Origin of the sequence: Streptomyces sp. SudanB182_2057 (assembly GCF_964272715.1) — a bacterium.
Taxonomy (GTDB): domain Bacteria; phylum Actinomycetota; class Actinomycetes; order Streptomycetales; family Streptomycetaceae; genus Streptomyces; species Streptomyces rubradiris.
Genome location: NZ_OZ186798.1, coordinates 5,334,841 through 5,356,721 on the forward strand (window position 1 = coordinate 5,334,841; position 21,881 = coordinate 5,356,721).

Annotated in this window: 18 protein-coding genes and 1 pseudogene; 8 read left to right on the top strand and 11 right to left on the bottom strand. The window is 71.6% G+C overall.

The features are described 5' to 3' along the window. Positions 1-23 precede the first annotated feature (23 nt). On the top strand, positions 24-932 hold the full coding sequence (locus tag ACSURM_RS23555; protein ID WP_436957710.1) for a LysR family transcriptional regulator: 909 nt from the start codon (positions 24-26) through the stop codon (positions 930-932). A 22-nt stretch (positions 933-954) separates the two neighbouring features. Here ACSURM_RS23555 and rbsD read toward each other — a convergent pair whose 3' ends face one another. The 5 genes and pseudogenes from rbsD to ACSURM_RS23580 form a co-directional block, all read right to left on the bottom strand. Then, the gene (gene rbsD / locus ACSURM_RS23560) at positions 955-1,344 is read right to left on the bottom strand and encodes a D-ribose pyranase (protein ID WP_436957711.1); all 390 of its coding nucleotides are present in this window, start codon (positions 1,342-1,344) and stop codon (positions 955-957) included. Then, the gene (locus ACSURM_RS23565) at positions 1,341-2,243 is read right to left on the bottom strand and encodes a ribokinase (RefSeq protein WP_436957712.1); all 903 of its coding nucleotides are present in this window, start codon (positions 2,241-2,243) and stop codon (positions 1,341-1,343) included. Before ACSURM_RS23565 ends, rbsD begins: the two co-directional genes overlap by 4 nt. Positions 2,244-2,322: 79 nt before the next feature. Next, positions 2,323-4,272: an ABC transporter permease/substrate-binding protein gene (locus ACSURM_RS23570; RefSeq protein WP_436957713.1), complete on the bottom strand. Its 1,950-nt coding sequence runs from the start codon at positions 4,270-4,272 to the stop codon at positions 2,323-2,325. Next, complete coding sequence (locus ACSURM_RS23575) at positions 4,262-5,821, bottom strand: sugar ABC transporter ATP-binding protein (RefSeq protein ID WP_436957714.1); 1,560 nt, start codon at positions 5,819-5,821, stop codon at positions 4,262-4,264. Before ACSURM_RS23575 ends, ACSURM_RS23570 begins: the two co-directional genes overlap by 11 nt. Further along, positions 5,818-6,842 (bottom strand): annotated as a pseudogene (locus ACSURM_RS23580) (LacI family DNA-binding transcriptional regulator). The gene ACSURM_RS23575 and the pseudogene ACSURM_RS23580 overlap by 4 nt, the downstream one beginning before the upstream one ends. A gap of 491 nt (positions 6,843-7,333) precedes the next feature. On the opposite strand from ACSURM_RS23580, the gene ACSURM_RS23585 reads away from it, so the two are divergent. Beyond that, positions 7,334-8,068 carry a DUF2637 domain-containing protein gene (locus tag ACSURM_RS23585; RefSeq protein WP_436957715.1) on the top strand — a complete coding sequence of 245 codons (735 nt, stop codon included), beginning with the start codon at positions 7,334-7,336 and terminating at the stop codon, positions 8,066-8,068. Positions 8,069-8,474: 406 nt separating this feature from the next. On the opposite strand, the gene ACSURM_RS23590 is transcribed toward ACSURM_RS23585, so the two are convergent. The 3 genes from ACSURM_RS23590 to ACSURM_RS23600 form a co-directional block, all read right to left on the bottom strand. Next, positions 8,475-8,735 (bottom strand): hypothetical protein, encoded by a 261-nt coding sequence (locus tag ACSURM_RS23590; protein ID WP_436957716.1) that lies wholly within the window; start codon positions 8,733-8,735, stop codon positions 8,475-8,477. Between the two features lie 49 nt (positions 8,736-8,784). Further along, entirely contained in the window at positions 8,785-9,657 is an 873-nt protein-coding gene (locus ACSURM_RS23595) for a hypothetical protein (RefSeq protein ID WP_436957717.1), read from the bottom strand. A 102-nt stretch (positions 9,658-9,759) separates the two neighbouring features. Beyond that, complete coding sequence (locus ACSURM_RS23600) at positions 9,760-10,548, bottom strand: GAF domain-containing protein (RefSeq protein ID WP_436957718.1); 789 nt, start codon at positions 10,546-10,548, stop codon at positions 9,760-9,762. Between the two features lie 303 nt (positions 10,549-10,851). Between ACSURM_RS23600 and ACSURM_RS23605 the strand changes: the two genes are divergently transcribed. From ACSURM_RS23605 to ACSURM_RS23615, 3 genes are all read left to right on the top strand, one after another. Next, a complete protein-coding gene (locus ACSURM_RS23605) occupies positions 10,852-11,091 on the top strand; it encodes a hypothetical protein (RefSeq protein ID WP_436957719.1) in 240 nt (79 codons plus the stop codon). A gap of 55 nt (positions 11,092-11,146) precedes the next feature. Further along, complete coding sequence (gene recD2, locus ACSURM_RS23610) at positions 11,147-13,402, top strand: SF1B family DNA helicase RecD2 (protein WP_436957720.1); 2,256 nt, start codon at positions 11,147-11,149, stop codon at positions 13,400-13,402. Between the two features lie 197 nt (positions 13,403-13,599). Beyond that, a complete protein-coding gene (locus ACSURM_RS23615; protein WP_189995590.1) occupies positions 13,600-14,889 on the top strand; it encodes a citrate synthase in 1,290 nt (429 codons plus the stop codon). A gap of 684 nt (positions 14,890-15,573) precedes the next feature. On the opposite strand, the gene ACSURM_RS23620 is transcribed toward ACSURM_RS23615, so the two are convergent. Further along, the gene (locus ACSURM_RS23620; protein WP_436957721.1) at positions 15,574-17,826 is read right to left on the bottom strand and encodes a heavy metal translocating P-type ATPase; all 2,253 of its coding nucleotides are present in this window, start codon (positions 17,824-17,826) and stop codon (positions 15,574-15,576) included. A gap of 85 nt (positions 17,827-17,911) precedes the next feature. Continuing rightward, the gene (locus tag ACSURM_RS23625) at positions 17,912-18,130 is read right to left on the bottom strand and encodes a heavy-metal-associated domain-containing protein (protein ID WP_030782225.1); all 219 of its coding nucleotides are present in this window, start codon (positions 18,128-18,130) and stop codon (positions 17,912-17,914) included. Positions 18,131-18,274: 144 nt separating this feature from the next. Between ACSURM_RS23625 and ACSURM_RS23630 the strand changes: the two genes are divergently transcribed. Then, positions 18,275-19,318, top strand: a complete 1,044-nt coding sequence (locus ACSURM_RS23630; protein WP_436957723.1) for a zinc-dependent alcohol dehydrogenase family protein — start codon at positions 18,275-18,277, stop codon at positions 19,316-19,318. A gap of 18 nt (positions 19,319-19,336) precedes the next feature. Here the strand turns inward: ACSURM_RS23630 and ACSURM_RS23635 are convergent, their stop codons facing one another. Beyond that, positions 19,337-19,537 carry a helix-turn-helix transcriptional regulator gene (locus ACSURM_RS23635; protein ID WP_030607873.1) on the bottom strand — a complete coding sequence of 67 codons (201 nt, stop codon included), beginning with the start codon at positions 19,535-19,537 and terminating at the stop codon, positions 19,337-19,339. Between the two features lie 328 nt (positions 19,538-19,865). Between ACSURM_RS23635 and iolC the strand changes: the two genes are divergently transcribed. Together iolC and ACSURM_RS23645 are read left to right on the top strand one after the other, a co-directional pair. Further along, a complete protein-coding gene (gene iolC, locus ACSURM_RS23640; protein WP_436957725.1) occupies positions 19,866-20,816 on the top strand; it encodes a 5-dehydro-2-deoxygluconokinase in 951 nt (316 codons plus the stop codon). 191 nt (positions 20,817-21,007) lie between these two features. Beyond that, entirely contained in the window at positions 21,008-21,877 is an 870-nt protein-coding gene (locus ACSURM_RS23645) for a Cgl0159 family (beta/alpha)8-fold protein (protein WP_436961172.1), read from the top strand. Positions 21,878-21,881 lie beyond the last annotated feature (4 nt).

Sequence of the window (21,881 nt, forward strand, 5' to 3'; positions counted from 1 at the left end):
ACCCGCCTCCATAACCTGTCGGCATGGATGTGGACATGCGGCTGCTGCGCTCCTTCGTCGCCGTGGCGGAGGAGGGGACCCTCACCCGCGCCGCGGAACGACTGTTCGTGGCCCAGCCGGCGCTCACCAAGCAGATCAGGCAACTGGAGACCCAGCTCGGCGTACGGCTGTTCACGCGCTCCCGTACCGGTATGACCCTCACAGAGGCGGGCCGGGCCCTGGCCGGGCGGGTGCCCGCCCTGCTGGCCGGCTGGGACCAGGCGCTGCGGGAGACCAGGAGCGCCGCCGGCCGGGCCGCCCGCTCACTACGGGTCGGCTTCCTGGCCAGTGCCGCCAACGAGGCGACCCCGCGCATCATCGCGGAGTTCACCCGGCGCCGGCCGGGCTGGCGGGTGGAGATGCGGCAGGCCGCCTGGTCGGACCCGAGCGCCGGCCTCGCGGCCGGGGAGGCCGACGTGGCCCTGCTGCGGCTGCCCTTCCCCGGCCAGGACGCCCTGCGGACGGCGGTCCTGTTCACCGAGCCCCGCTGGGTCGCCCTCCCGGAGGGACACCCCCTCGCCGAGCGTGACGTGATCTCCTTCCGGGACCTGTGGGACGAGCCGTTCGTGGCCGCCCCGCCCGAAACCGGCCGGTGGCGGGACCACTGGCTGGCCGCCGACGAACGCGAAGGCCACCCGGTCCGCATCGGCGCCGTCACCGACCGGCCCGACGACTGGCTCAGCGCCATCGCCAACGGCTACGGCATCGCCCTCGCCCCCGCGTCCGCCGCCCGCTTCTACGCCCGCCCCGGCATCACCTACCGCCCCGTCACCGGCGTCGGCCCCAGCCGGGTCGCGGTCGCCTGGGCCGCCGCCGACGACAACGACCCCGTCGTCCAGGACTTCGTCCGCTGCTGCCTGGACGGACCGTGGACGGAGGGCGACACCGGCTGACCGCCCGGCCGGCGCCGTCGCCTCAGAAGAACACCCCGCACCGCAGCAGCACGTTCGCGTACGGTCGTGCCTCGCCCGTGCGCACGATCAGCCGGGCCCCGGCCGACCACTCCTTCAGGCGCTCGTGCGGCACGTAGGCCAGGTCGGGGAAACGGCTCTCCAGCAGGGCCGTCGCCGCCGGGTTGGCCGTGCGGACCTCCTCCGCCGCCGTCGCGCCCTCCACCACCAGCTCCGCCAGCAGGCCGTCCAGGACCTCGGCGAAGGACGGCACCCCGGCCCGGAACGCCAGGTCCACGACCCTGGGGCCGTCGGGTATCGGCATCCCCGCGTCGCACACCAACACACCGTGACCGTGCCCGAGTTCGGCCAGCGCGCCGGACAAGTTCCGGTTCAGGATCCCCGCCTTCTTCACAGCGCCTCGACCTCCGCCGCCGTCGGGTACGACTCCTGCGCGCCCCGCCGCGTCACGGCCGCCGCGCCCACCCGGGCCGCGTACGCCGCCGCCTCCGCCAGGCCCGCGCCCGAGCCCAGCCGCCAGGCCAGCGCGGCGGTGAACGCGTCGCCCGCGCCGGTCGTGTCCACCGCGTCCACCTTCACCGACGGCACCAGGGACGTCCCCGAGCCGTCGCACACCAGCGCCCCGCGCGCGCCCAGCGTGACCACCACCGAGCGCGGTCCCTTGGCCAGCAGCAGCCCGGCCCAGTCGGCCGGGTCGTCGCCCACCCGGGTGTCCCCGAGGATCACCCGGGCCTCGTGCTCGTTCACGATCAGCGGGTCGCAGGCCGCCAGCACCTCCGCGGGGAGTTCGCGCGGCGGGGACGGGTTCAGCACGAAGCGGCTGCCCGGTGCCAGATTCCGCACCACCTCCACGACCGTCTCCAGCGGGATCTCCAACTGCGCCGACACCACCCGGGAGGCGTGGAACAGGCCGCCCGCCGCCCGTACGTCCTCCGGCCGCAGCCGCCCGTTGGCACCCGGCGACACCACGATGCTGTTGTCCCCGTCGGGGTCGACGGTGATCAGCGCCACGCCCGTCGGGGCGCCGCCCACCAGCACCCCCACCGTGTCCACCCCGGCCGCGCGCAGGGAGTCGAGCAGCAGCCGGCCGTGGCCGTCGTCGCCCACCCGCGCCAGCAGGGCCGTACGCGCCTCGAGGCGGGCCGCCGCGACGGCCTGGTTGGCGCCCTTGCCGCCCGGGTGCACGGCCAGGTCACCGCCGAGCACCGTCTCGCCCGCGGCCGGCCGCCGCTCCACGCCGATCACCAGGTCCGCGTTGGCCGAACCCACGACCAGCAGGTCGTAGTCGTACATGAGTTGACTCCCCTGAGAGATGACCTCGGGCGGACGGCCCCGGAAGCACCTCCCGGAACCGCCCGCCCGCTGTGGTCCGTCAGCCGGTGAAACCGGCCACGTTGTCCTTCGTGACCACCTTCACCGGCACCTTCACCGTCGGCGCCACCTTCTCGCCCCGGACCGCCTTCAGGGCGTTGTCCACGGCGATCCGGCCCAGCTGCGAGGGCTGCTGGGCGACCGACGCGTACAGCGTGCCGCCCTTGACCGCCGCCAGCCCGTCCGGGGTGCCGTCGAAGCCCACGACCTGCACCGACCTGCCCGCCTTGGAGCCGAGCGCCTTGATCGCGCCGAGGGCCATCTCGTCGTTGGCGGCGATGACGCCCTGCACGTCCGGGTGGGCCTGGAGCAGGTTCGACATCACGTCCAGCCCCTTGGTCCGGTCGAAGTCGGCGGGCTGCTGGGCCAGCACCCGGATGCCCGGGTAGGCCTTCAGGCCCTTGGCGAACCCGGCCGCCCGCTCGCGCGCCGCCGAGGTGCCCGCCTGCCCCTGGAGGATGACGATCTTGCCGCTGCCGCCCAGCTTCTCCGCGACGGTCTTCGCGGCCAGCTCACCGCCGGCCACGTTGTCGGACGCCACCAGGGTGGCCACCGAGGCGTGGTTGACGCCCCGGTCCACGGCGACGACGGGGATGTCCGCCTTGCCCGCGGCCTTCACCGAGTTGCCCGCCGCGTCCGAGTCCACCGGGTTGACGATGATCCCGTCCAGGCTCGTACTGGTGAAGTTCTGGAGCTGGTTGGCCTGCTGGGAGGCGTCGTTCTGGGCGTCGGTGACGGTCAGGTCCACGCCCAGCTTCCGCGCCTCGGCCTGCGCGCCGGACCGGATCTGCACGAAGAACGGGTTGTTCAGGGTGGACAGGGACAGGCCCAGCCGCGGGTTCGCCGACGACGACGAACCGCCGTGCAGCAGCGAGGTCGCGCCGACCACGGCCACGGTCACCACGGCCGCCAGCCCGTACGTCACCGCCTGCCTGCCCTTCGGCCCGCCCGCACCGGCGGCCACCGGGGCGGCACCGGCCTTGCGGCGCACGGTGTCCAGCAGCACCGCCAGCGCGATCACCACACCGATGACGACCTGCTGCCAGAACGCGGAGACGGACAGCAGGTTCAGCCCGTTGCGTAGCACCGCCAGGATCAGCGCGCCGATCAGCGTGCCGGACGCCTTGCCGGTGCCGCCCGCCAGCGAGGCGCCGCCGATGACGACGGCGGCGATGGCGTCCAGCTCGTAACCGTCGGCGGCCTGCGGCTGCGCCGAGGACAGCCGGGCGGCCAGCACCACGCCCGCGACGGCGGCGAACAGCCCGGACAGGGCGTAGATCGCGAGCTTCTGCCGCTTGACCCTGAGGCCCGACAGCCGGGCGGCCTCCTCGTTGCCGCCGATCGCGTACATGGACCGGCCGATGTACGTCCGCCCGAGCACGACGGCGGCGACGAGTCCCATCACCACCATGACCAGCACCGGCACCGGCAGCCAGCCGCCGAGGGTGTCCCCGAGGTGGGAGACCGAGCCGGGGAACGCGATGGGGGAGCCCTGCGAGATCACCAGCGCCAGACCGCGGCCCACCGACAGCATGGCCAGCGTCGCGATGAACGGCGGCAGCTTGCCGTAGGCGATGAGGAAACCGTTCACCAGACCGGCGACCACACCCGTGGCGACCGCCAGGACCACCGCGAGCGCGACCGGCACCCCGTGCGAGGTGGCGCTCCAGCCCAGCATGGTCGCCGACAGCGCGGCCACGGACCCCACGGACAGGTCGATGCCCGCGGAGACGATCACGAACGTCACACCGAAGGCGAGGATGGCCGTCACGGCGGCCTGCACGCCGATGTTCAGCAGGTTGTCCGTGGTCAGGAAGTCACCCGACAGCGCCGACAGGGCGATGACGAGGACGATCAGCGCGGTGAGCGCGCCGTTGTCGAGCAGCAGCCGGCGCAGGCCGCCCGGGGCGCCACTCGCGCCCGACCTGCTCTTGAGCGTGTCAGTGGCCACGGGTGGCCTCCTTGTCGGTCTCGGTGTTCTCGGTGTTCTCGGTGTCGGTGTTCTCGGTGGCGGGGGTGGAGACGGCGAGGGACATCACCGCGTCCTGCGTGGCCTGGTCCGCGGAGAGTTCGCCGGCGATCCGGCCCTGGGCCATCACCAGCACCCGGTCGCTCATGCCGAGCACCTCGGGCAGATCGCTGGAGATCATCAGCACGGCGGCACCGGCGGCCGTCAGCTCGTTGATCAGCTGGTAGATCTCGACCTTGGCGCCGACGTCGATCCCGCGCGTCGGCTCGTCGAGGATCAGCACCTTGGTGTCGGCCAGCAGCCACTTGCCGATGACGACCTTCTGCTGGTTGCCGCCGGACAGCGTCCGCACCGGCTGCCCGAGGCCCGCCATGCGCACCCCGAGCTGCCCGGCGATCCGCCCGGCCGCGGCCCGCTGGCCCTTGCGGTCCACGAGCCCCGCCCGGGTGGCCGCGCGCAGCGTCACCAGCCCCAGGTTCTCCTCGACGGAGGCGTCCAGCACCAGCCCCTGCCCCTTGCGGTCCTCCGGCACGAGCCCGATCCCGGCGTCCATGGCGGCGTTCACGTCATGCCGCCGCAGCTCGGTGCCCGAGACCCGTACGACCCCGCGGTCGTAGGGGTCGGCGCCGAACACGGCCCGCACGACCTCGGTCCGCCCGGCGCCCACCAGCCCCGCGATGCCGACGACCTCACCGGCGTGCACCTCGAAGCTGACGTCGTGGAAGACGCCGTCCCGGCCGAGCCCCTCCACGGACAGCAGCGGTGCGCCCTTCTCGGCGCGCTCCCGCGGATACTGCTGCTCGATGGACCGCCCCACCATCAGCCGGACGAGCTCGTCCTCGGGAGTGGAGGCGGGCACCTGCCCGACGCTCTTGCCGTCCCGGATGACGGTGACCCGGTCCCCCAGGGCGCCGATCTCCTCCAGGTGGTGGGTGATGAACACGATGCCCACGCCGTCGGCGCGCAGCCCCCGCACGATGGCGAAGAGCTTCTCCACCTCCTCCGAGGTGAGCACGGCGGTCGGCTCGTCCATGATGAGGACGCGCGCGTTCAGGCTGAGCGCCTTGGCGATCTCGACCATCTGGAGCCGGGCGATCCCGAGGTCCCGCACCCGCGCCCGGGGCGAGACGTCGACCCCGACCCGCTTCAGCAGTGTCGCGGCGTCGTCCTCCATCCGCTTCCGGTCGATCATCCCGAAGCGGCGCGGCTGCCGCCCCAGGAAGATGTTCTCGGCGACGGTCAGATCGGGCACCAGGTTGAACTCCTGGTAGATGGTGGCGATCCCGAGCCGTTCGGCGTCCTGCGCCCCGTGGACGCGCACCTCCTCACCGCCCGCCAGAATCCGGCCCGCGTCGGGGGTGTAGGCACCGGAGAGCATCTTGATCAGCGTGCTCTTGCCGGCCCCGTTCTCACCGAGCAGCACATGGACCTCGCCCCGGCGCAGATCGAAGTCGACGCCGTCGAGCGCGACCACGCCGGGGAAGGTCTTCCGTATGCCCTCGATGCGCAGCAACTCGTCCGGGTCGCTCACGTCGTGCTCCTTTGCACTGGGGAGGGGGTGGGGGGCTCACCGCACGAGCGGCGTACGACGAGCCGGGCGGGCAGCGTCACGGAGCGCGGGGTACGCCCCTCGATCCGGTCGACCAGCGCGCGTACGGCGGCCCGCCCCAGCTCGCCGGTGGGCTGGGCGATGGCGGTGACCGGCGGATCGGTGTGCACGAACCACGGGATGTCGTCGAACGCGGCCAGCGCGATGTCGTCGGGCACCCGCAGCCCGCGGGCGCGTACGGCGTCCAGCGCGCCGAGCGCCATCAGGTTGTCGGCGGCGAAGACGACGTCGGGCGGCTCCGGCAGATCCAGGAAGCCCTCGGTGACCCGCCGCCCGCTCTCGGCCTGGAAGTCGCCCTGGCCTATGCGGGCGTCGGGCAACGGCAGCCCGTACTCGGCGAGGGCGGCCCGGAAGGCCTCGACGCGCTCACTGCCGGTGGTGGTGGCGGCGGGCCCGGCGATGATGGCGAGCCGCCGGTGCCCGAGCCCGTAGAGGTGGGCCACGAGGTCCCGTACGGCGGCGCGCCCGTCGGCCCGTACGACGGGGACGTCCACGCCGGGGATCCAGCGGTCCACGAACACCATGGGCGTCCCGGCCCGGGCGGCGTCGAGCATGAGCGGCGACCCACCGTCCGTGGGTGACACCAGCAATCCGTCGATCCGCCGGTCCAGCAGATTCCGCACGTGATGGTCCTGCAACTCGGGCCGTTCGTCGGCGTTGCCGATGATGACGCTGTACCCGAGCGCCCGGGCCTCTTCCTCGACGGACCGCGCCAGTTCGGTGAAGTAGGATTGAGCACGTCGCTGATGACGAGCCCGAGGGTGAGGGTCTGATCGGTCCGCAAGGACCGGGCGACGGCGTTCGGCCGGTACCCGAGGGCGGCCACGGCGGCCAGCACCCGCTCCCGGGCGTCGGCGCTGACGGACGGATGGCCGTTCAGCACGCGTGACACGGTGGCCACGGAGACCCCCGCCGAAGCGGCGACATCCTTGATGCTCGCCATCGTCGGCTCCACCTCCTCGTGGAATCGATTACATCCCTGCGGTACGAGGATTGGAAACGATTACACGGGGCGGGAGCAAGAGATCAGGCCAGGCCGAAACCCAATCGTGACCGTGGCGGCCTGCCGGCGGACCGGCACCGCGAGGCCGGCCCCGCCGTGGCCGCCGCAGCGCACACAGGCGCAGTGGAGGTGCGGGTGGGCGGGGCGCGGATGCGCACGCAGAAGGAATGACAGAAATGAAAAAACGCTCTCCGTAACGTTTTCCAGATGTCGCGTTCACTCATTTGCCGCGCATCTGGAGGAGAGGGGGTGGCGTTAGCCCGAATATGACGAGGACGAGGCTCCGCGGCCTGCTTCACCCGGACACCGGGAAGGATAGCCGATCGGCGGGCAGTTTGCTGACATTCAGTCCAACATTGCACCCGCCTGGCGGAGCCGGAGGTCTCGACACCGACTGCCAATTGGACAGCCTCTGACGGGGGAGGATCCTTATGAACCAAAAATATACCGGCTCACCTTTTACGCATCCCGAATGGTACGCGGACGCGGTCACGTACCCGGCGGCCGATGTGCTGCTACCGCCGGACGCCTACTGGGACCCGGCGGAAGAACTCGCCAGTCTGCTGGAGGGCACCGCTCGGGCCGGGCAGCCGGCCACGGTCCCGCCCCCTCGCACCGAGCCCGCACCCGGCGACGACCACGCCGACCCGATGCGGAAACGGGCGCGGAACACCGGGCAATTCCTCCCCGGCCGGCACTCTCCCGCCGGGGCGACGCACCGGAAGAGCCGCGTCCAGGGAAATCACATCAAGTGGATGCGGGCCGGCAGCTTCATGATCGCCGCATTCGTGTCCGTCCTGGTGGCGATGGTCAGCGTATTCGGCGGAATGGCGGCCTACGGCCCGCTGCGGAATGCCACCTCGGGCGTGAACGGCGGAATGATCACTTGGTGGCCCCTCCTCGTGTACGGCCCGTGGATGGCGGCCTCCCTCTCCATCCTCCGGAACGCCCTGCATCAGCGCCGGGCCGTGCACTCGTGGTGCATCGTCGTGCTGTTCTCCTCGGTCGCGATGATCCTGTGCGTGGCCCAGGCCGACCGAACGGTCACCGGCGTCGCCGGGGCGGCGCTCCCCGCGTTCGCGTCCCTGGCCTGCTTCCAGCAACTGATCCGCCAGATCACCCTGACGCTGCCCCAGAGCCAGGAGAAACCCCGCCACGGCAGGTAGTGCAGAACCGTTGCGCCAGGCGCCGCTCGCCCACCTTCTGGACCGCCCATTCCAAAAGTAGGGGTGGCACGGACCCGCCCACCGCAAGTCGCCCATCACACAAGGCATCCCACGTGACGCGACCGCGCCCCCCTGCCATCGGCCCGGAAGCCGCTTGACGCACCCGGCGTCCCGCCGAGCCGCGACCGCGCCCCCAGCCGACAGCACCACACAACCCACACACGGGCCCGGCACCGGCCCGGCCCACCGTCTCTCCGGGCCGCTCGCTCGCTTCCACCCCGGGCTGGAGCGAGGTGTGTCAAGGGTGGCCCGCAGGGCCATCGCCGAAGGCGACGCGCAGCGCCCTTGACTCACCTCGCGGAAGCCCGACACTGCCCGGGAAGCGAGCGGCCCAACGGCCACGTGTTCACTCGCCGGCGAACAGCAACAACTCGTCCGCATCCTTCGCGTGCAGGGCACGCCGGGCCCAGAGTTCCACGTCATCGAGATCTGTGCAGGCCTCGACCCGCTCTTGGACTGCGTCGGGCACCTGGATGCCGCGCCACTCCAGGATGCGGGGGATCATCTCCTTCCAGCCCTCAACGAGTCTCTGTTCCAGACCTTCCCTTCGCCCTTCCTCACGCACCTGTTCGGCCAGCGGGTGTCGCCAGAAGTACTGGATCGCCATCGTCAGGTCTTCTCCTCCGAGACAGTGGCAGTGGCCAACGGCCGCGTGTTCACTCGTCGGCGAACAGCTCCGCGGCATCTGTGGCGTGAACGGCTCGCTGGGCCCAGACGTCCAGCTGATCCTCGTCCGCGCAGGCCATAACCCGCTCACGGACGGCGTCGGGCACCGGGATGCCGCGCCACTCCAGGACACGGAGGGTCATCTCCTGCTGCTTCTGGATACGCCCTTCCTCACGCACCTGTTCAGCCAGCGGGTGTCGCCAGAAGTACTGGACAGCCGTCATCAGGTCCCTCCACATCTGCTTCGCCTGGGGATCGGCCAGGCATGAGTCGACGAACTGCGCGAAGACCGCGGCACTGTCGGAGTCGATGGTCCGCAGGGCGGATGCCAGGGACTCCAGTATGGCCATCGCCCCCGGCCCGCGCCCGTGTGTCATCGCGGACAGCACCGCGAGAGTGGGATCCGCCTCCGCCTGCTTCTCGTCCGCGATCACCGGAACGTTGTCCGGCCCGAGTACCAACGGCCGCACCGTCAGCGAGTGCCAGCCCGGGAAACCCAGCCGGATCGGACGCGAGGCCCACTTCGCCGTGGAACCGCTCTGGGTGATCACGATCAGCACCGGCTCGCAGCGGTACTTCTCGTACAGGTACGACAGGTAGTACGGCCAGCTCCCCCGCTTCCGCTCGTCCGCCTTCCCCTGCGACTCCACGACCAGCAGGTACGTGCCCTCGTCCGTCTCCGCCCGCAGCAACGTGTCCACCCGGCGCTCGACCGGCTCGATCTCCGTGAGATCCACGTTCAGCGCCGCGATCTCCCTGGGTCTGGGAAACGGCACTCCCAGCACCCGCTGCAACGCCCGTGTCAGCAGCTCCGGGTCCTTCTGGAAGATCCGGTGCAGCGCCTCATGCGACGAGCCGACCATCAGCTCTCCTTTCATACGACCTGCTCAACGAGCCAGGCCGCCGAGAGTCGCGCACCCGTACGAGGTGCTGAACTCGCGTCCGGGGGAGAGTCGTTCAGGGACTCAGCGGCGTACCGCCAGCGCCGCGCCCAGAAGCCGGGCCAGGACCTCCACCAGCCGGATGTCCTCCTTGCGGAGGTCTCCGGGGCAAGGGGCGTCCACGCACAGGACGCCGAACGCGTCCTTGCCGGCGGCCGTGATGGTGACGGTGATGTAGGTCTTGTACGAATCCGTCTCGGGACGCAGCGAGGGATCGAGCGCGTCGACGTTCTCCACGAACGTGCTCTTGCGGTCGTCCATCAGCTTCAGCAGGGACGCCCCGCGGGCCTGGTCCTCGCGGAACACCGTCCGCGGCGCCTCCGCCCGCCCCGACCACAGGCCGTTCAGGCACTTCATCTCCCGGACGCCGGTCCCCTGGGACGCCGGGTCGATCTCCAGGACGCACGCGCGCGCGTTGTCCGGTCCGATGACCTGGGCGGTGAGGGAGACGATCGCCTGCTTCATCTGCTGCTGGAGCTGACTGCGCGTGCTCCTGCTGTTCGCGCTGACGATCTCCCCGAGGAGGTGGACCAACACCGTGAGCACGTCTTCCATGACCCCGCGGGCGCTCTCCGCGGCGACCTTCGCGGCCTGTTCGGCGGTGACGAGGTCACGCCGGGCGGCGACCGCCTCCCGCCGGGACACGATGACCGTGGCCACCGTGGCGATGACGCCGACACCCATGATGGTCATGGCGAGCCACATCGGCAGTTCCAGGCCGAGACCGAGGACGATCGGCGCCACGTAGGTGACGACGCCCAGCGACCCCAGCGTCGCCGTACCCCAGCCCACCCGTAATCCACTCAAGGACATAGCGACGGAGCCTACACGCAGAGTTAGGCCAAGTGGGTGGTTCTGTCGTTTCGATGGGTGTGTCTCTGGGTATCAATACGGTGACGGAAGGTGTCCGAGCCGTGACCGGGAGGCGGACGGTTCGTTCAGGGACGATGTCAGCCTCTTGAACCGGTCCGATTGTCAATCCGTAAGCCATACCGTCGGATTGACGCTGACAAGCCATCAGCCGAGACTGTACCGTCGATGCTTGGAGGGCGCATGCCGACCCAGAACGGCGGGAGCCACTCGTCCTCCGAGTCGAACCCGGGGGGGAGCGCGAGCATGAGCACTGCGCACAGTGAGGTGTGGAGCGGGGTCGTCTTAGACACCGACCCGGCGGTCCGCGAGTTCGAGAGAGACCCGGCCGAGTACATGAAGCGGAAAGCCACGGCGCTGCGCTCCATGGACTTCGAGAGCGTACGAGCGAGCCTCAACGTGTCCCGTGAGCCACGCGGCTCGCTCCTCATGCGTCTGAAGACGTTCCTGTCACCCGGCGACAAGGCCGGGAAGAAGGCGGGCTGAAGCACGGGCCCAGCCGCCCGGACCGCCTGTCAGACCCCACCGGTACCGTCGGATCATGGACCGACAGGCGGGGAACTCCAGCGGTGAACGGCATCTTGCCGTCCTCGAAGGCGTGCTGGAGCGCATCACGTACGCCAATGAGGAGAACGGCTACACCGTCGCCCGGGTCGACACGGGCAGAGGCGCCGGCGACCTCCTCACGGTGGTCGGCGCGCTGCTCGGTGCCCAGGTGGGGGAGTCCCTGCGCATGGAGGGCCGCTGGGGATCGCACCCCCAGTACGGCAAGCAGTTCCACGTCGAGAACTACACGACCGTCCTGCCGGCCACCGTGCAGGGCATCCGCCGCTATCTGGGCTCCGGGCTGGTCAAGGGCATCGGCCCGGTCTTCGCCGACCGCATCACGCGGCACTTCGGCCTCGACACCCTGCGGATCATCGAGGAGGAGCCGAAGCGCCTGATCGAGGTGGACGGCCTCGGCCCGAAGCGCACCAAGCGGATCGCCGAAGCCTGGGAGGAGCAGAAGGCGATCAAGGAGGTCATGCTCTTCCTCCAGACCGTCGAGGTGTCCACCTCCATCGCCGTGCGGATCTACAAGAAGTACGGGGACGACTCCATCGCCGTCGTCAAGGAGCAGCCGTACCGGCTCGCCGCCGACGTCTGGGGCATCGGTTTCCTCACCGCCGACAAGATCGCCCGGTCGGTCGGCATCCCGCACGACAGCCCCGCGCGCGTGAAGGCCGGCCTCCAGTACGCGCTGTCGCAGTCCGCCGACCAGGGGCACTGCTTCCTGCCGGAGGAGCGGCTGATCGCCGACGCCGTCAAGCTGCTCCAGGTCGACACCGGGCTGGTCATCGAGTGCCTGGCCGAGCTGGCCGAACCCCCCGAGGACGGCGCCGACCCCGGCGTCGTACGGGAGCGGGTGCCCGGTCCCGACGGCGACGACGAGCCGGTCAGCGCCGTCTACCTGGTGCCCTTCCACCGCGCCGAACTCTCCCTGTCCGCCCAGCTGCTGCGGCTGCTGCGCACCGACGAGGACCGGATGCCGGGCTTCCGGGACGTCGACTGGGCGAAGGCGCTCGGCTGGCTGAAGTCCCGTACCGGCGCCGACCTCGCGCCCGAGCAGGAGGCGGCGGTCAGGCTGGCGCTGACGGAGAAGGTCGCCGTCCTCACCGGCGGGCCGGGCTGCGGCAAGTCGTTCACCGTCCGCTCGATCGTGGAGCTGGCCCGGGCCCGGCGCGCCAAGGTGCTGCTGGCCGCCCCGACCGGCCGCGCGGCCAAGCGGCTGGCGGAGCTGACCGGCGCCGAGGCATCCACCGTGCACCGCCTGCTGGAGCTGAAGCCCGGCGGCGACGCGGCCTATGACCGCGACCGCCCGCTGGACGCCGACCTGGTGGTGGTGGACGAGGCGTCCATGCTGGACCTGCTGCTCGCCAACAAGCTGGTCAAGGCCGTGCCCCCGGGCGCCCACCTGCTGTTCGTCGGGGACGTGGACCAGTTGCCCAGCGTCGGCGCCGGAGAGGTGCTGCGGGATCTGCTCGCCGACGGCGGTCCCGTCCCCGCGGTCCGGCTCACCCGGGTCTTCCGGCAGGCCCAGCAGTCCGGGGTGGTCACCAACGCGCACCGCATCAACGCCGGGCAGCACCCGCTCACCGACGGGATGAAGGACTTCTTCCTGTTCGTGGAGGACGACACCGAGGCCGCCGGCCGGCTCACCGTGGACGTCGCCGCACGGCGAATTCCCGCCAAATTCGGGCTGGACCCGCGCCGGGACGTGCAGGTGCTCGCACCGATGCACCGCGGCCCGGCCGGCGCCGGCGCGCTCAACGGACTGCTCCAGCAGGCCATCACGCCCGGCCGCCCGGATCTGCCGGAGAAGCGGTTCGGCGGCCGGGTGTTCCGCGTCGGCGACAAGGTCACCCAGATTCGCAACAATTACGAGAAGGGGGCGAACGGCGTCTTCAACGGCACCGTGGGCGTCGTCACCTCGCTCGACCCGGTCGAACAGCGCCTGACGGTGCTGACGGACGAGGACGAGGAGGTCCCGTATGAATTCGACGAACTGGACGAACTGGCCCACGCGTACGCGGTGACCATCCACCGTTCGCAGGGCAGCGAGTATCCCGCCGTGGTGATTCCCGTCACGACGGGGGCATGGATGATGCTTCAGCGCAACCTGCTGTACACGGCGGTCACCCGGGCCCGTCGGCTCGTCGTGCTCGTCGGATCACGCAAGGCGATCGGTCAGGCGGTGCGTACGGTGTCGGCCGGACGGCGCTGTACGGCCCTGGACTTCAGGCTCGGCACAAAATGATCGATCAAACGAGTCGTGAAGGTCACAGAGCACTTCCGGAACCCCCGCGAAGGGGGCAGGATGGGCAGGCTGGCGGCACTGAGTGCCGTCAATAGGCCCAATGGTCGACCCCGAGTGCACTCTCCTGAGCCAAATGGGGGATGGTAGAGACAGTCAGGGCACCTCGAAGATGAGGCACTACGTCGGTGAGGGAAGACGTGAGCGACAACTCTGTAGTACTGCGGTACGGCGACGGCGAGTACACCTACCCGGTGGTCGACAGCACCGTCGGCGACAAGGGCTTCGACATCGGGAAGCTCCGCGCCCAGACCGGTCTGGTGACCCTGGACAGCGGGTACGGCAACACGGCCGCCTATAAATCCGCCATCACCTACCTCGACGGCGAGGCGGGCATCCTCCGCTACCGCGGCTACCCCATCGAGCAGCTTGCCGAGCGCTCCACCTTCCTCGAGGTGGCGTACCTGCTCATCAACGGCGAGCTCCCCACCGTCGACCAGCTGACGGCGTTCAAGAACGACATCACGCGGCACACGCTGCTGCACGAGGACGTCAAGAACTTCTACAAGGGCTTCCCGCGCGACGCCCACCCGATGGCGATGCTCTCCTCGGTCGTCTCGGCGCTGTCCACCTTCTACCAGGACAGCCACAACCCGTTCGACGAGAAGCAGCGCGACCTCTCCACGATCCGGCTGCTCGCCAAGCTCCCGACCATCGCCGCGTACGCGTACAAGAAGTCGATCGGCCACCCGTTCGTCTACCCGCGCAACGACCTCGGCTACGTCGAGAACTTCCTGCGCATGACCTTCTCGGTCCCGGCGCAGGAGTACGAGCTGGACCCGGTCGTGGTCTCGGCGCTGGACAAGCTGCTGATCCTGCACGCCGACCACGAGCAGAACTGTTCGACCTCCACGGTCCGCCTGGTCGGCTCCTCGCAGGCCAACATGTTCGCGTCGATCTCGGCCGGCATCAACGCGCTGTGGGGCCCGCTGCACGGCGGCGCCAACCAGTCGGTGCTGGAGATGCTGGAGGGCATCCGCGACTCCGGCTCCGGCGTCGACACCTTCATCCGCAAGGTGAAGAACAAGGAGGACGGCGTCCGCCTGATGGGCTTCGGCCACCGGGTCTACAAGAACTTCGACCCGCGCGCCAAGATCATCAAGGCCGCCGCGCACGATGTCCTCTCCGCGCTGGGCAAGGAGGACGAGCTCCTCGACATCGCCCTGAAGCTGGAGGAGCACGCGCTCTCCGACGACTACTTCACCGAGCGCAAGCTCTACCCGAACGTGGACTTCTACACCGGTCTGATCTACCGGGCCATGGGCTTCCCGACCGAGATGTTCACGGTCCTGTTCGCCCTCGGCCGGCTGCCGGGCTGGATCGCCCAGTGGACCGAGATGATCAAGGAGCCGGGCTCCCGCATCGGCCGCCCGCGCCAGATCTACACCGGCGTGGTCGAGCGGGACTTCGTCCCGGTCGAGGAGCGCTGAGCGTTCCGGGTACGGGGCCCGTCCCAAGGGGTGGGCCCCGGTTCGGCACACGGAGAGTGACCGCCCGCGGGCGGTCGGGCGGCGCGCGGGCGCCGCGAAGGCGCGCGAGCGCCGGGAAAAGGTGGAAGGCGCCCCGGAACGCCGGTCCCCCCACGGGCCGACGACCAGGGCGCCTTCCCATGTCCCGGTGCGGATTCCCCCCACGGGATCCGGCCGGGCGCTCGGAGAGGACAGCGCCTGAATCGCTGTCTGAGCACGCGCGAGCGGACTCGCCGTACTCCAGTGATGCGGTGCGGTCTGCCGGGACAGCGCACGCTGGGAGGGCCGCTCAAAGCTTCCCGGTGTACGTGCCCCGGCAACGCTCCCCCAAGCTCTCAACGTCGTGCGAGCCGGGAGGTACCCCCTTCTGGGAAAGTCCCCCAAGACATCCCCAGACGCCAGTCGACGCCCCCCAAGACGTCGGCCTGACAATCGCCAACTTAGACCTTCGAACCCCTTCGATGGTTACGTTCGCATCACTGTGATGTGCGTCTCGTGCATATGTCCTTTACGTACGCAAGAGCCCCGATATGACAATCGAGGCCCAGGCGTAAGGAAGATGCGCGAGGCTTGTGAAGAGCTTATGTGAGGCTCGCGCAGGACTCCAGGGGGAACGGAAGATCGATTCCGAAATTCGGCTTCCGTTCACCGGAAGGCGCGCAGCCGCAGGCTGTTGGTCACGACGAAGACCGAGGAGAAGGCCATCGCGGCACCGGCGATCATCGGGTTGAGCAGGCCGGCGGCGGCCAGCGGCAGCGCGGCGACGTTGTAGCCGAAGGCCCACACCAGGTTGCCCTTGATGGTGGCCAGCGTCCGGCGGGACAGCCGGATCGCGTCCGCGGCCACCCGCAGGTCCCCGCGCACCAGCGTCAGATCGCCGGCCTCGATCGCCGCGTCCGTACCGGTGCCCATGGCCAGGCCCAGGTCGGCGGTGGCCAGCGCGGCGGCGTCGTTCACGCCGTCGCCGACCATGGCCACGGCCCGGCCCTCGCCCTGGAGCCGCCGTACGACGTCCACCTTGTCCTCGGGCAGCACCTCGGCGTACACGTGCCCGGGGTCGATGCCGACGGTCTTGGCGACCGCCTCGGCGACCGTGCGGTTGTCCCCGGTGAGCAGCACCGGCGTCAGGCCCAGTCCGCGCAGCTCGCGGATGGCCTCGGCGCTGGTCTCCTTGACCGCGTCCGCGACGGCGAGGACCCCGCGGGCCCGCCCGTCCCAGCCGGCCACGACGGCCGTACGGCCCTGCCGCTCGGCTTCCCGGGCCGCGCGCGCCAGCTCCTTGGGCAGCTCGTCGTAGAGCCGCCCCACGGCCACCTCGCGGCCGTCCACGCGCCCGCGCACGCCCCGCCCGGGCACGTTCTCGAAGTGCTCGACCCTCGGAAGGGCCCCGGCGCGTTCTTCGGCTCCGGCGGCGACGGCCCGGGCCACCGGGTGCTCGGAGGCGTGCTCCAGGGCGCCCGCGAGGCGCAGCAGCTCCTTCTCGTCCTCGCCCTCGGCGACGTACACGTCCTGGAGGGTCATCCGGCCGGTGGTGACCGTGCCGGTCTTGTCCAGGACGACCGTGTCCACCCGGCGCGTGGACTCCAGCACCTCGGGGCCCTTGATCAGGATGCCCAGCTGGGCGCCGCGCCCGGTGCCCACCATCAGCGCGGTCGGCGTGGCCAGGCCCAGCGCGCAGGGGCAGGCGATGATCAGGACGGCGACGGCGGCCGTGAACGCGGCGACCGTGTCCCCGGTGACCCCCAGCCAGACGCCGAAGGTGCCGAGCGCGATCAGGATGACCACCGGGACGAAGACGGCGGAGACCCGGTCGGCGAGCCGCTGCACCTCGGCCTTGCCGTTCTGCGCGTCCTCCACCAGCCGGGCCATCCGGGCGAGCTGGGTGTCCGCGCCGACCCGGGCGGCCTCGACGACCAGCCGGCCGCCCGCGTTGACCGTGGCGCCGGTGACCCGGTCGCCGGGACCGACGTCCACCGGCACCGACTCGCCGGTCAGCATGGACGCGTCCACCGCGGAGATGCCCTCGACCACCGTGCCGTCGGTGGCGATCTTCTCGCCGGGCCGTACGACGAACCGGTCGCCCACGGCCAGGGCGGACACCGGCACCCGCACCTCGCGCCCGTCCCGCAGCACCGCCACGTCCTTGGCGCCCAGCTCCATCAGGGCCTTCAGGGCGGCACCGGCGCGGCGCTTGGAGCGGGCCTCCAGATAGCGGCCGAGCAGGATCAGCGCGACGACCCCGGAGGCGACCTCCAGATAGATGGTGGAGGCGCCGTCCATGCGGGAGACGGTGAGCCGGAACTCGTCGTGCATGCCGTGCGTGCCCGCGTCACCGAAGAACAGCGCCCACAGCGACCAGCCGAACGCGGCCAGCGTGCCGACCGAGACGAGGGTGTCCATGGTGGCGGCGCCGTGCCGGAGGTTGGTCCAGGCGGCCCGGTGGAAGGGCGCGCCGCCCCACACGACGACCGGCGCGGCCAGGGTGAGCGAGAGCCACTGCCAGTTGGCGAACTGGAGCGCGGGGATCATCGCGAGCAGCACCACGGGCGCGGCGAGCAGCGCGGAGACGAGCAGGCGGTGCCCGAGCTCGCCGAGTTCGGCGTCCCGTCCGGCGCCCTCCGGCGCGCTCCCGGTCTCGGGCTCCGGCGGCCGGGGCTCCTCGGCGGTGTAGCCGGTCTTCTCGACGGTGGCGATCAGGTCGGCGACCTCGACGCCGTCGGCGAAGGTGACCTTGGCCTTCTCGGTGGCGAAGTTGACGGTGGCGCTCACGCCGTCCATCCGGTTGAGCTTCTTCTCCACCCGGGCGGCGCAGGAGGCGCAGGTCATGCCGCCGATGAGCAGCTCGACCTGTTCGGTGCCGGGCGCCGCGGCCGGCGGCTTGGCGGTGGTGCTGGTCATGTCCGGACTCCAGACATCGGACCGGGCCGTACGGATCCAGTATCAGCTGGTCGGCACGGCCCGGTCGGGGATCGGGGGGTGGTGCTCAGGCCTGGCCGGCCAGCTCGTAGCCGGCCTCGTCGACGGCGGCGCGCACGGCCTCCTCGTCGAGCGGGGCCGCGGACACGACGGTCACCTCGCCGCTCGACGCGACGGCCTTCACCGAGCTGACGCCCGGGATGCGGGAGATCTCCTCGGAGACGGAGCCCTCGCAGTGGCCACAGCTCATGCCGGTGACCTTGTAGACGGTGGTGACGGTGGTCATGTCGTTACTCCTCGTCGAGGCGCGTGTGGGCCATGGGGTCCCCGGAGGAACCCCGATATCCGTACTGTATACCCCTAGGGGGTATGAAGCCAAGCGACTCCCCGGAGCGTCTAGCCTTCCTTCGGGTTCCCGAAAGGAGCGGATGTGCGAGCCGTCGTCTTCGAGGAGTACGGAAAGCCGGCCGGGATCCGGGAGGTGCCCGACCCGGAGCCGGCGGCACACGGCGTGGTCGTCCGGGTGGCGGCGACCGGCCTGTGCCGCAGCGACTGGCACGGCTGGGCGGGGCACGACCCGGACATCACGCTGCCGCACGTGCCGGGGCACGAACTCGCCGGAGTGGTCGAGGCGGTGGGCGCCCGGGTGACCCGGTGGCGGCCCGGCGACCGGGTCACTGTGCCGTTCGTCTGCGCCTGCGGCACCTGCGAGCCGTGCGCGGCGGGCGACCAGCAGGTGTGCGAACGGCAGACCCAGCCCGGCTTCAGCCACTGGGGCTCCTACGCCGAGTACGTCGCCCTCGACCACGCCGACGTCAACCTCGTCGCCCTCCCGGACGACCTGGCGTACACCACCGCCGCCGCCCTCGGCTGCCGCTTCGCCACCGCCTTCCGGGCCGTGGTCCAGCAGGGCCGGGTGGCGGCCGGGGAGTGGGTCGCGGTGCACGGCTGCGGCGGGGTCGGCCTGTCGGCGGTGATGATCGCGGCGGCCTCGGGCGCCCGGGTGGTGGCGGTCGACATCTCGCCCCGGGCCCTGGAACTGGCCCGCCGCTTCGGCGCCGCCGAGTGTCTGGACGCGACCGGCGTGCCCGACCCGGCCGCCGCCGTCCGGGAGCTGACCGGCGGCGGCGCCCACCTCTCGCTCGACGCCCTCGGGTCGCCCGCCACCTGCGCGGCCTCCGTGAACGGGCTGCGCCCTCGCGGCCGGCACGTCCAGGTCGGCCTGCTGCCCTCGGCCGACGGCACCACCCCGGTCCCGCTGGCCCGCGCGATCGCCCTGGAGCTCGAGCTGCTCGGCAGCCACGGCATGGCCGCCCACGCCTACCCCGGCATGCTCCGCCTGGTCCGCTCCGGAGTGCTGCGCCCCGACCTCCTGGTGACCCGCGTCATCCCGCTCGACGCGGCCCCGGCGGCCCTCGCGGCGATGGGTACGGCGACGGAGGCGGGCGTCACGGTCATCGAGCCCTGGAGCTGACGCGTCGCGTCCGGGCGGTCAGCCCGCTCCGCGCCGGCGGTTGCCGGGACGCGCGGCGACCCAGGCGCGCACGGTGTCGGCGTACCAGTACGGCCTGCCGCCCTCGACGTGGTCGGGCGGGGGCAGGTGTCCGTGCTTGCGGTAGGACCGCACGGTGTCCGGCCGCACCCGGATGTGCGCCGCGATCTCCTTGTACGACCAGAGTCTCCGGTCGGTCATGAGCCGCACCTCCCTGTGCGCGCCACGGCGGCGACCGGTACGGCCGCCCGGGGGACCGGGCGCTGAGTCGGTCACCCAGCCTGGGCATGACGGCGACGGTGAGTGACGACCGGGAGCGGCTGTCGACGGGTTGTGACCGACAACCCATACAGGCGTGACATCTGTGACAGGAGAGAGGTGTTTGTGACGAACCCGCCACAAAGGGCATCCACGGGAAGGCGTGCGACTCCGCGTACCGGAGCGGTGAGGTCCGTATGTCCGGACAAAACGTTGACACGGTTCCGTGCGCGGGTTAGAAAGCCGGGAGAGCCCTGACGAAGGGAAACCGATGGCCTACGACCTGATCACCATGGGGCGGATCGGGGTGGACCTCTACCCGCTCCAGACCGGTGTCCCGCTCGCCCAGGTCACGTCCTTCGGCAAGTTCCTCGGCGGCTCCGCGGCCAACGTCGCGGTCGCCGCGGCCCGGCTCGGCCGCCGCACCGCCGTCATCACCCGCACCGGCGACGACCCGTTCGGCACCTACCTGCACGAGGCCCTGCGCGGCTTCGGCGTAGACGACCGCTGGGTCACCCCCGTCCCCGGCCTGCCCACCCCCGTCACCTTCTGCGAGATCTTCCCGCCGGACGACTTCCCGCTGTACTTCTACCGCCGGCCCAAGGCCCCCGACCTGGAGATCCACCCCCGCGAACTGGACCTGGACGCCATCGTGGCGGCCCGGATCTTCTGGGTCACCGGCACCGGACTGAGCGAGGAGCCGAGCCGTACCGCGACCCTCGGGGCGCTCGCCCACCGGGCCAGGGCCGGCATCACCGTCTTCGACCTGGACTGGCGCCCCATGTTCTGGGCGGACCCGGGCACCGCCCGCCCCTTCTACGCCGAGGCCCTGCGCCACGCCACCGTCGCCGTCGGCAACCTGGACGAGGTGGAGATCGCCACCGGGACGCGCGAGCCGTACGCCGCCGCCCGCGCCCTGCTGGACGCCGGGGCCGAACTGGCCGTCGTCAAACAGGGGCCCAAGGGCGTCCTCGCCGTCAGCCGCGCGGGCGAGAGTGCCGAGGTCCCGCCGCTGCCCGTCACCGTCCTGAACGGGCTCGGCGCCGGCGACGCCTTCGGCGGCTCGCTCTGCCACGGCCTGCTGGCCGGGCACGACCTGGAGACAGTGATGCGGCACGCCAACGCGGCCGGTGCCATCGTCGCCTCCCGCCTGGAGTGCTCCTCCGCGATGCCGACCCCGGCCGAGGTGGCCGCCGCGCTCGACGCCGGAGCGGTGCGGTGAGGGCCGGCCGGGTCACCGGCACCCACACCGGGGGCGGCGCCGGTGCGGGGCCACCGGCCACGACGCCCGGCGGGACCGCTCCGGGTCCGGCCGCCCGCCCCGAAGCCGCCCCCGGTGAGGCCGTCCCCGGCTCGACCGCGCCCCCGGAAGGCGCCGCGGGCCCCCCGCGCCCGCAGGTCGACGTCGCCGAGCTGGTCCGCGTGCGCACCCGGCGCCCCGAGGCCATCGCCGAGGCCGCCGCGCGCCGGGCCCGCCGCCCCCTGCTGGACGACGGCGGGCGGCTGGTGATCGTCGCCGCCGACCACCCGGCCCGCGGTTCCCTCGACGTCGGTGACCGGCGGCTCGCCATGGCCGACCGGGCCGACCTGCTGAGCCGCCTGTGCCTCGCGCTGTCCCGGCCCGGTGTCGACGGGGTGCTGGCCACCGCCGACATCCTGGACGACCTGCTGCTGCTCGGCGCCCTGGAGCACAAGGTCGTCCTGGGCTCCATGAACCGCGGCGGGCTGCACGGGTCCAGCTTCGAGCTGGACGACCGGTTCACCGGTTACCGCCCCGAGGACATCGAGCGGCTCGGCTTCGACGCGGGCAAGCTGCTGCTGCGCGTCGACTACGCCGACCCGGGCTCCCTGGCCACCCTGGAGTCCGCCGCCCGCGTCATCGACGCCATGGCGGCCCGCCGGCTGCCGGTGTTCGTGGAGCCGTTCATCAGCCGCCGCGGCCCCGGCGGCGAGCTGCTGAACGACCTCTCCGCCGAAGCGGTCACCCGGGCCATCGCCATCGCCTCCGGCCTCGGCGGCTCCTCCGCCTACACCTGGCTGAAGGTGCCTGTCACCGAGGACCCCGACGACATGGCCCGGGTGATGCGGACCTCCACGCTGCCCGCCGTCCTGCTCGGCGGCGACATCGGCGACTCCCCGGCGGACCGGGCCGCCGCCTACGGCAAGTGGCGTGCCGCCCTGCGCCTGCCCACCGTGCGCGGCCTGGTGGCGGGCCGCTCGCTGCTGTACCCGGCGGACGGCGACGTGGCCGCCGCCGTGGACACCGCCGTAGGACTGCTGTGAGGGG